The sequence below is a fragment of the Methylobacterium sp. J-070 genome, assembly GCF_022829385.1.
GTDB lineage: Bacteria > Pseudomonadota > Alphaproteobacteria > Rhizobiales > Beijerinckiaceae > Methylobacterium.
Window position 1 is genome coordinate 1 of the sequence record NZ_JAKSXX010000298.1, and the last position, 8,652, is coordinate 8,652.

Annotated in this window: 12 protein-coding genes and 1 pseudogene; 8 read left to right on the top strand and 5 right to left on the bottom strand. The window is 71.9% G+C overall.

Annotated elements, in window-relative coordinates; all coding sequences use genetic code 11:
* The 3 genes and pseudogenes from MKL01_RS34310 to MKL01_RS34320 form a co-directional block, all read right to left on the bottom strand.
* Positions 1 to 186: pseudogene (locus tag MKL01_RS34310) on the bottom strand (sugar transporter); the annotation flags it as partial.
* A gap of 329 nt (positions 187 to 515) precedes the next feature.
* A complete protein-coding gene (locus MKL01_RS34315; protein ID WP_243909641.1) occupies positions 516 to 761 on the bottom strand; it encodes a Flp family type IVb pilin in 246 nt (81 codons plus the stop codon).
* Between the two features lie 182 nt (positions 762 to 943).
* Positions 944 to 1,231, bottom strand: coding sequence for a DUF3072 domain-containing protein (locus tag MKL01_RS34320; protein ID WP_243909642.1), 288 nt, complete (start codon positions 1,229 to 1,231; stop codon positions 944 to 946).
* A 172-nt stretch (positions 1,232 to 1,403) separates the two neighbouring features.
* Between MKL01_RS34320 and MKL01_RS34325 the strand changes: the two genes are divergently transcribed.
* The 7 genes from MKL01_RS34325 (at position 1,404) to MKL01_RS34355 (ending at position 7,102) form a co-directional block, all read left to right on the top strand.
* The gene (locus tag MKL01_RS34325) at positions 1,404 to 1,970 is read left to right on the top strand and encodes a gluconokinase (RefSeq protein ID WP_243909643.1); all 567 of its coding nucleotides are present in this window, start codon (positions 1,404 to 1,406) and stop codon (positions 1,968 to 1,970) included.
* Between the two features lie 4 nt (positions 1,971 to 1,974).
* Positions 1,975 to 2,796 (top strand): Cof-type HAD-IIB family hydrolase, encoded by an 822-nt coding sequence (locus tag MKL01_RS34330; RefSeq protein ID WP_243909644.1) that lies wholly within the window; start codon positions 1,975 to 1,977, stop codon positions 2,794 to 2,796.
* Between the two features lie 209 nt (positions 2,797 to 3,005).
* The gene (locus tag MKL01_RS34335; protein WP_243909645.1) at positions 3,006 to 3,977 is read left to right on the top strand and encodes a lytic transglycosylase domain-containing protein; all 972 of its coding nucleotides are present in this window, start codon (positions 3,006 to 3,008) and stop codon (positions 3,975 to 3,977) included.
* A gap of 327 nt (positions 3,978 to 4,304) precedes the next feature.
* Positions 4,305 to 5,189, top strand: a complete 885-nt coding sequence (locus tag MKL01_RS34340; RefSeq protein ID WP_243909646.1) for a helix-turn-helix transcriptional regulator — start codon at positions 4,305 to 4,307, stop codon at positions 5,187 to 5,189.
* A gap of 271 nt (positions 5,190 to 5,460) precedes the next feature.
* Entirely contained in the window at positions 5,461 to 6,312 is an 852-nt protein-coding gene (cysE, locus tag MKL01_RS34345) for a serine O-acetyltransferase (RefSeq protein WP_243909647.1), read from the top strand.
* Between the two features lie 125 nt (positions 6,313 to 6,437).
* Positions 6,438 to 6,653, top strand: coding sequence for a DUF3126 family protein (locus MKL01_RS34350; protein WP_243909648.1), 216 nt, complete (start codon positions 6,438 to 6,440; stop codon positions 6,651 to 6,653).
* A gap of 119 nt (positions 6,654 to 6,772) precedes the next feature.
* Entirely contained in the window at positions 6,773 to 7,102 is a 330-nt protein-coding gene (locus MKL01_RS34355) for a DUF6949 family protein (RefSeq protein ID WP_243909649.1), read from the top strand.
* Positions 7,103 to 7,123: 21 nt separating this feature from the next.
* Here the strand turns inward: MKL01_RS34355 and MKL01_RS34360 are convergent, their stop codons facing one another.
* A complete protein-coding gene (locus MKL01_RS34360; protein WP_243909650.1) occupies positions 7,124 to 7,831 on the bottom strand; it encodes a transglutaminase-like cysteine peptidase in 708 nt (235 codons plus the stop codon).
* 322 nt (positions 7,832 to 8,153) lie between these two features.
* Between MKL01_RS34360 and MKL01_RS34365 the strand changes: the two genes are divergently transcribed.
* On the top strand, positions 8,154 to 8,411 hold the full coding sequence (locus tag MKL01_RS34365; protein WP_243909651.1) for a hypothetical protein: 258 nt from the start codon (positions 8,154 to 8,156) through the stop codon (positions 8,409 to 8,411).
* Between the two features lie 102 nt (positions 8,412 to 8,513).
* On the opposite strand, the gene MKL01_RS34370 is transcribed toward MKL01_RS34365, so the two are convergent.
* On the bottom strand, positions 8,514 to 8,652 hold a 139-nt coding region (locus tag MKL01_RS34370; protein WP_243907278.1), incomplete at its 5' end, for a transglutaminase-like cysteine peptidase.

The following is an 8,652-nucleotide window of genomic DNA, read 5'->3' on the forward strand; positions in this document are numbered from 1 at the left end:
GCCGCGCAGGGACTCGACCACGGCCGGCGTCACGTCGATGATCTCGTAGCGCGCCAGGATCCCGCCGTCCGGCGTCGCCACTTCCGCGCCCGACTGGATCGCGCTCGCCGTCGGACCCGCCGCAGGCAGGTACGTGCAGCCCGACATCGCCGTGACAGCGAGCAGGGCGAGGGAAAGTTTGCGCATCCAGATGTTGTCCATCGGTATTGCCGAGCCCGTGCCTAGCTCATGGCGGCCCGAGTGTCCGTGGCGGGTCGGCCACACTTGACCGACGACGGCCGAGACCGCGGTTTCATCCTCGATAAGCACAGCTTTTTCGAGGCGGAGGCCGGCGGACGACCGGTCCGGGAGCGGGGGACGGAAGCGCCGGCCTGCACGGCATCCGGACGGCGCGGCGGCCCGGACGTCACGTCAGGGTGAAGCGCGGCAGGCCGGTGCCGAGCGCGCCGGCGGCCATGGCTCCGCGGTCGCGCGGGCGGGCGCCAGGGGATCTCGCCCCGGGGGGCCGACGGGCGTCAGTTGTTCTGGGTCACCGCGGTGCTGATCTGGCTGTAGACGCCGGTCATCCGGGACACGTAGGTGCGAATGCTCCCGGCCGCGACAAGGAAGATCAGGGCCCCGATCAGAGCATACTCGATCGCCGTGGAACCGCGCGCATCGCGGGCGAAGCGGCCTGCCGCCTCGGTCAGCCGGTCCGCGCGGACGGACTTAGCCCTGGATCGTGCGGCACCCCGCCCCGCACCGTCGCTCGGCTCAGCCATGGTCGAAACCACCCTCGTCCCGCCTCGCGAACCGAGTGGTCCCGCGTTCCGGATGTGTTTCTAGCGCGTCCCCCGTTGCCGCGGGCTTAATGCAGTGTCCGAAACATGGCTGTTCCGGCCTGCGCTGCCGGGTCATCCACCGGCCCGGGCGCGCCCGGCCTAACAGGCGCGCCCGTGATCGATCAGGCGCGGCCCGCCTTGTGGCGCAGATCGTCGATCCGCTTCGAAGCCTCCGCCTTGTCCAGATCGGCCTCGAACGCGTCCGGCTCCTTGGCCTCCTCCGACAGGGTCTTCAGGTAGGAGGCCTGCGCGCCGGTCATCGGCTCGCCGCCGGTGGTCCACTCGCTCGGGTCCTTGATCTGGTTCGAGACGTCCTTCGGATCGGTCTTGGGATTGTCCTGGGCGGCGTCCTGCGGCGACGCGCCCTTCTGATCGGTCTTCGCGGCAGTCTTCCCGGTTGTCTTGGCCATGTGACGTGCGTTCCTGCTATGTTCCAGCTTCGAGGACGGAACGCGCGGCCTGAGCCGGGGTTCCGGCGGACCCGCGACCCGACACGGGGCGGCGGCCTTTGCCATCCGGGCGGCCGGGATTATGGATGGCGGGCGTGGCGTCCCCGGACGCCTTCGGAGCCGCGGGGTCCGGATGACGGCGCAGACAGGGGTGGCCGACGAGGCCGCGGCGGCCGCGCAGGTGCTCGTGGTGATGGGCGTCTCGGGGTCCGGGAAGAGCACTGTCGCCGCGCTGATCGCCGAGAGGCTCGGCTGGATCTTCGTCGACGGCGACAGCTTCCACACGCCCGAACATGTGGCCAAGATGCATGCGGGCCATGCCCTCGACGACGAGGACCGCGCCCCGTGGCTGGCCCGGATCGCCGCCTGGATCCAGCACCGGCTCGAGGCCGGCGAGTCGGGGGTCGTGGTATGCTCGGCGCTGCGTCGTGCCTACCGGGACATCCTCACCCGCGGGAGCCGGCGGGTCCGCCTCGTCTACCTGGAGGGGGACAAGGCCCTGATCGCCGGGCGCCTCGCCGCGCGCCAGGGCCACTTCATGTCGCCGTACCTCCTCGACAGCCAGTTCGCCGCGCTGGAGGTGCCCGCGGCCGACGAGCGCCCGATCACCGTCGGGATCGGCGAGCCGCCGCAGGCGATCGCCGACCGCGTCGTGGCGCGGCTCGCGGCCGAGACCGGCCCGCGTTCGGAAACGGAGTGAGGCGATGGCGGCAGGATCCGACACGGCCCATCAGATCGCCCTGGTGATCTCGGATGTCGACGGCACTCTGGTGACCAGCGACAAGCGCCTCACCGACGCCACGGTCGCGGCCGTCGGCCGGCTGCGGGCGGCGGGGATCGGCTTCAGCATCGCCTCGGCGCGGCCGCCGATCGGGTTGCGGAGCCTCGTCGCCGCACTCGGCCTCGACCTGCCGATGGGGGCGTTCAACGGCGCCAGCGTGGTGCGGCCCGACCTCTCGGTCCTCTCGGAGCGGACGATCCCGGAGGCGGCCGCCCGGGCGGCCCTCGATCTCCTCCTGGCCGAGGGGCTCGACGTCTGGGTCTTCACCGGGGACGCATGGTGCCTGCGCGACCCGCACGGCCCCTACACCGATCTCGAGCGCCGCACGATCGGCGCGGAGCCGCGGGTCGTGGCCGACCTCGGCACCCTCATGGGGACCGCCGCGAAGATCGTGGGCGTCAGCCGCGACCACGCCCATCTCGCGGACTGCGAGACCCGGATCGCGGCGGCGCTGGCGGACCGGGCGACGGTGCACCGCTCGCAGGCCTATTATCTCGACGTCACGCCGCCCCATCTGGACAAGGGCCAGTTCGTCGCCTGGATGAGCGCGCATCTCGGCATCCCGGCCGCGCGGATCGCGACCTTCGGCGACGCCGGCAACGACCGGCCGATGTTCGCCCGCAGCGGCTTCTCGGTGGCGATGGGCAACGCCGAGGACGGCGTGAAGGCGGCCGCCAGCGCCGTCACCGACAGCAACGACGCGGACGGCTTCGCCCACGCGGTCGAGCGCTTCATCCTCCCGTGAGCGCCTGACCGGGCAGCGCCGCGGCCGGCCCGGCCTGCCGCGTTGTGGATAATCCGGCCCGATCCCGCCGCGCCGCACGCCTGTGTCCGGCAGAGCACAGGAAGACCCGGGACCCCGGCCGCCCACAGCTTGCCGAAGGGAAGCCGCTTTCCGGCCTCATTTGCCCGCGACCTAGCTTGACCACAGAACAAGCAGCACCGGGTCTCGGAATGCATCGCCTTCTCCTGGCCGCCGTCCTCGCGGTCGTGCCCGCCGCCGCCTTCGGGCAGGCCGCGCGCGACAACATCGACGCGCTGATCGAGCAGCAGGCCAAGGCGAACGGAGTCCCGGCGAGCTTCGTCCACGCGGTGGTCAAGCGCGAGAGCAACTACAACCCGAACGCCAGGGGCGGCAGTGCGCTCGGCCTGATGCAGATCAAGCACGCGACCGCGCGCAGCCTCGGCTATACCGGCGACGCCGCCGGCCTCTACGATCCGGCGACCAACCTGCGCTACGGGGTCGCCTACCTCGCCGGCGCCTACCGCACCGCCCAGGGCAACCTCTCCCAGGCCTACCACTACTACAACCGCGGCTATTACTACGCCGCCAAGCGCCAGGGCATCTCCACGGAAGTCGCCTCGGTGGTGGCGCCCGTGGCCGCCTCGGCCAGCGCCCTGGCGAGCCTGTTCGGCGGCGGTGCGGCGGATGCCGCCGGCCCCGCCGCGTCTGCGCTCGCCTATGCCCCCGCCGTCGCGGCGGTGGCGGCGCAGCCGACCGAGACGGTGGAGGTGCCGCTGCCGCCCCGCCGCCCGGCCGCGCTGAGCGGCGGCACGATCCAGCTCGCGAGCCTCACCGTCGAGCCGACCGCTGCGGCTCCGGTGGCGGCCCCCGCGCCGGGCGAGCCGGCGGCCGCGGTCCAGGCCGTCGAAGTGCCGATGCCGCCGCGTCGCCCCGCGAGCCTCGGAACCGCCGTCGCGTCCGCCGCGGCCCCGACCGAACTCGCGGAGCTGCGCCTGTCGCCGCAGGTCGAGCCGGCCGCCGAGGCGGCCCCGGCGACGGCGGCGGTCGCCTCGGCGACCGACGCGGTCGAGGTGCCGCTGCCGCCGCGGCGCCCCACCCTCCAGAGGCTCGCCGCCGCGTCTCCACGCCATGCGCCCGCCGTCGCGCCCGTGCGCGAGGCGACGGCGCTGCCGGCCGAATAGGCACGCCGCGGTCCCGGACTGTCCCGGTTTCACCTCGACCGCCCACATAAGGATCATGCCCAAGGCTTGACCACCGCGACGTTCCGCAACACATAGGCGCCACGCCAGCAACGTGGTTGGACCGGCCCGGCATCGCCCGGCGCCCGGTCACAGCGGCCGGACATAGGCGGCGCAATACAGAGCCCCGGGCGGGAGACGCCGGTCTTCGTGCGGATGTTCGGGCAGCGTTCCGCCCGACGCGGGATCGCGATGCATGATAGATCTCGAAGTGTCGGACATGCAGGGCAGGATTTCTGCTTTCGCGCTGGCAGGAAAGCGGACGGCGCCATGACCGGCGTGGTGGAACAGGAATCTCTCTTTCTCACGGACCTCGGGCGCCGCGTGCGGCACGCCCGGACCGTGCGCGGGCTGTCGCGCAAGGTCCTGTCCCAGACCTCGGGCCTCTCCGAGCGCTACATCGCGCAGCTGGAGGGCGGCCAGGGCAACGTCTCGATCATCCTGCTGCGGCGGGTGGCCAACGCCATGGGCGTGCGGCTGGACGACCTGATCACCGGCAACGACGCGCTGCCGGACTGGCCGGTGGTCCGCGATCTCCTCGGCCAGGCGAGCCCGGCGCAGATCGCCGCCGCCAAGGAGGCCCTGTCCGGGGGCAGCCGGCCGGATTCCCACGGGCGCCTGCGGGTGGCGCTGATCGGTCTGCGGGGCGCCGGCAAGTCGACGCTCGGCAAGCTCGCGGCCGAGCGCCTGGGCTGGACCTTCGTCGAGCTGAACGCCGAGATCGAGCGCGAGAACGCGCTCTCGGTGCCGGAGATCTTCGCGATCTACGGCCAGGAGGGCTACCGCCGGCTGGAGCAGGGCGCCCTGCGCCGGCTGACCGAGCATCCCGGCCCCCTGATCCTGGCGACCAGCGGCGGCATCGTCGCCGAGCCGCTCACCTACGACCTCCTGCTCCAGGCCTTCTACACGGTCTGGCTGCGCGCCCGGCCCGAGGAGCACATGAGCCGGGTCCGCGAGCAGGGCCACCTCGCCACGACCGGCGATCACACCTCGGCGATGCAGGAGCTGCGGGCGGTGCTGGCGAGCCGCGAGCCGCTCTACGCGCGCGCGTCCGCCACCGTCGACACCTCCAACATCCCGGTCCCGACGATGCTCGACCGGCTGACCGCCGCGATCGAGGCCCGCTTCGGACAGGACGTGGCGGTGGCCGACTGATCGGTCGCCGCGGCCGGGTGACAGCCATGCCGGCGGCGCAGCGTCGGGGCCGCCCCGGGCCTTGATCGCCGCGCCGCAGCACACCACGCTACGGGATCGTCCCGAACGGCTGTCGCGGGCCTTCGGACCGGAACGATGCCGATCCCGGGCCGCACTCCGATCCCGCGCCGGGTCTTCGCGGCCTCGTCCAGCCCGAACGCGGGACAGGACCCACCCCGCCGCCGGGAGCGGCGGACCGACAGCTCGGAGCCTCGAACATGAGCATCCGCCCATGAGCGCCAGCCCAGCCTTCAACCACGAGTCGCACGACCTCGCGGTCCTCGATCCGGTCTGGTCGCGGGTGCGCGCCGAGGCCGAGGATGTGCTGCGCACGGAACCGCAGCTCGCCTCGTTCATCGTGGCGACGATCCTGAACCATACCGCGCTGGAGGGCGCGGTCGCGCACCGGGTCGCGGCCCGGCTCGGGCATCCGTCGCTGCCGGCCGAACTCGTCGCCCACGCCTTCCACGAGGCCATCGCGGCGGATCCGGAGATCGGACAGGCGTTCCGGGCCGATATCGGCGCGGTGATCGATCGCGATCCGGCGACGCTCCGGGCGCTCGAACCGGTCCTGTACTTCAAGGGCTTCCACGCGCTGGAGGCCTATCGCCTCGCGCACCACGTGTGGAACCGCGGCCGGCGCGACCTCGCCCTCTATCTCCAGAGCCGCATCTCCGAGGTGTTCCAGTGCGACATCCATCCGGCGGCGCGGATCGGACGGGGCGTGTTCCTCGACCACGCCACCGGACTGGTCGTCGGCTCGACCGCGGTGGTCGAGGATGACGTGTCGATCCTCCACGCGGTGACGCTGGGCGGCACCGGCAAGCAGCGCGGCGACCGCCATCCCAAGATCCGCCGCGGGGTGATGATCGGTGCCGGCGCCAAGATCCTCGGCAACATCGAGGTCGGGGCCTGCGCCCGGGTGGCGGCCGGCTCGGTGGTGCTCCGCCCCGTGCCGCCCAACACCACCGTTGTGGGGGTGCCGGCCCGGGTGGTCGGGACCGCGGGCTGCGACGATCCGGCCCGGGCCATGGACCAGCTCGTCGCCCTGGACCAGTTCATCCACCTCGGCGACGGAATCTGACCGGGGGGCGGGGTCCGACCGGTCCGGAGACCGCGCTTGCCGCTCCGCGACAGGCGTGGCAAGCCCTCCGCCCACGAGCCCATCGCCATCCGCGGCGCCCGCGCCGCCAGGGGAGACCAGACAGCGTGACCAAAGCCGAGACCGCGAAGCTCCAGGACTATCTGCGCCGCAAATTCGCCAACAACAACATTCGCCTGACCGCCATGAAGACCGGCGATTCCGCCGAGGTGTTCATCGGCGAGGAGTCGATCGGCGTGATCGCCGACGACAAGGAGGACGGCGACGATTCCTTCGTCTTCCGGATGGCGATCCTCGACATCGACCTCGAGGACGAGGCCTGAGGCGTGCCGGGTTCCGCCGACCCGTGCCTGTGCACGAGTTAAGGCTAACCCGGGGTATTGCTTAACAAGCGGTAAACGCCGTGACTAAACTGCGCGCATCCTGTTCTGGAGCGCGAATAATGGTCCTTACCCCGACCGCCCTCGAATCGATCCGGACCCTGTGCATCGGCCTCGCGCTCTCCGGGCTGATCGCCAGCGCCTTCGAGTTGTTCGCCGCGCGGCGGGCGAGCTTCAGCCTTCTGGAGCGGGGCGGCCTGCCGGCCGTGGCCGCCCTGCCGATGCTGGCCTTCTCGGCGCCGTTCATCATCCTCCGCAACACCGTGCGGGGCCGCCGGATCGAGGGACGGCCGATGCCGTTCGTCATGCTGGCGACCGTCGTCGCCTGCGGCTGGGGCCTGCTCTCGGGCCGCGTCGCCCTCGACCTCGCGGCGATGCTGGTCGGCGCCTGACCGGCATCCGCACGGCGACGCTCACGGCTCGGCCGTCGCCACCTGGGCGGTGCCGTCCTTGCCCTCCAGGGACACCCAGGCCGGTCCGTCCTGGCCGGCGCGCTTGATGAAGCCGTAACCGGTGCGCCGCCACGGGCGGATCGCGTCGGTCTTGTTGTCGAGGACGAAGTCGCCGCGGTCGGTGCGGACCGTCAGGACCGCGTGCCCCTCATTGGTCTCGTCGATCACCACGGTCATCAGCAGGGCGCGCCGCGGCAGGCCCCGCTCCACCAGCATCCGGCGTTTCAGCAACTGGTAATCCTCGCAATCGCCGAACCCGTCATCGGGAAAGTCCCAGCGGTCGACGACGCCCCAATGCGCCTGGTCGGTGATGGGCCGGATGCGCGCGTTGACCCGGCGATTGACGCTCCTCAGCGTCCGCCACACCGCAACGGTGAGCGGGATCGCGGCCGGTTCCGCCAGGTCGACGGTGCATTCCTGGGGCGTCCGCGCGCAGAATTCCGTCCAGCCGGCGATCGGCCGCACGGCTCCGCTCCCCTCGGCCTTGGAAGCTTCGTCGGGCAGGACCAAGCGGGCATGGGCGTGGGTGGTGGCGCCGCCGAGTGTCAGGAGCGTGCCGACCAGGGCGAAGCTCGCCGCCTGTCGGGCCCGCCGCGCGGGCTCCGCCCAGCCGCGCCACTGCAGGACGCCGAACGCCTGACACGAGACCCCGCCATCCGCGTGCCGCATGGTCCAAGCCCCCGCCGCCCGATGATGACGGAAGGGTGACATGGCCCCTTGCGGCGCACAATGATTTTTGATGGAGACAGAAACCCGCGAAGGTCCCTAGCGGTTCCATTTCGGGCCAGTGTTGCACCTGCGGAACGTGCTGCAGACGCATGCAGCACAGGAATGCCGGCCCTGCGGACGCCTGGAGGGCCTTGATTCGCACTGGCTTTGCCGGCTTTTCATGGCCGCGTCGGCACAAGATTCGAGTCGACCGCCATCGCGCCGCAAGTTTCCGGCCAGTCCATCGCAGTACTGGGCCGGCCGTCAGTGGAAGGACATCCCGATGCAGCCCGCCATCCAGCAGGTGATCAGAGCACTCGCCGAGGATGGACGGGTCGGCGCCATCGGCATCGCGGAGCACGCGGTGGATTCCTACCTCGCCGACGCGCCGAGCGAGGGTGATCGGGTGTTGTCCCGGGACATCCTGGTGCGCGATCTCGCCAGCCTGCGGGGCGTCGCCCCCCATCTCGCCGGTTTCATCGGCCGGGTTGAGGCCTATCTCGCGCGCTCGGTCCCGACGGCGCTGAGCCGCGCCGCCTGAGGCGACGCGCGGCGCCTTCGGCGGCGGATCCCCTGCGTCGCCCGCTCGGATCCGCGTCGGGACGCGGGCCGGCCGAACCGGATAGGGTCCTGGGTCCGGCGCTCAGCGGTTTGCGGTGGTGACCGGCGAGGTGACGCCGCCGAGGGACACCCAGGCGACGGAGTCCTGGCTCTCGCGCTTGATGAACACGTAGCCGGTCTTGTGCCAGGGCAGGATCGCGTTGGTCTTGTTGTCGAGCACG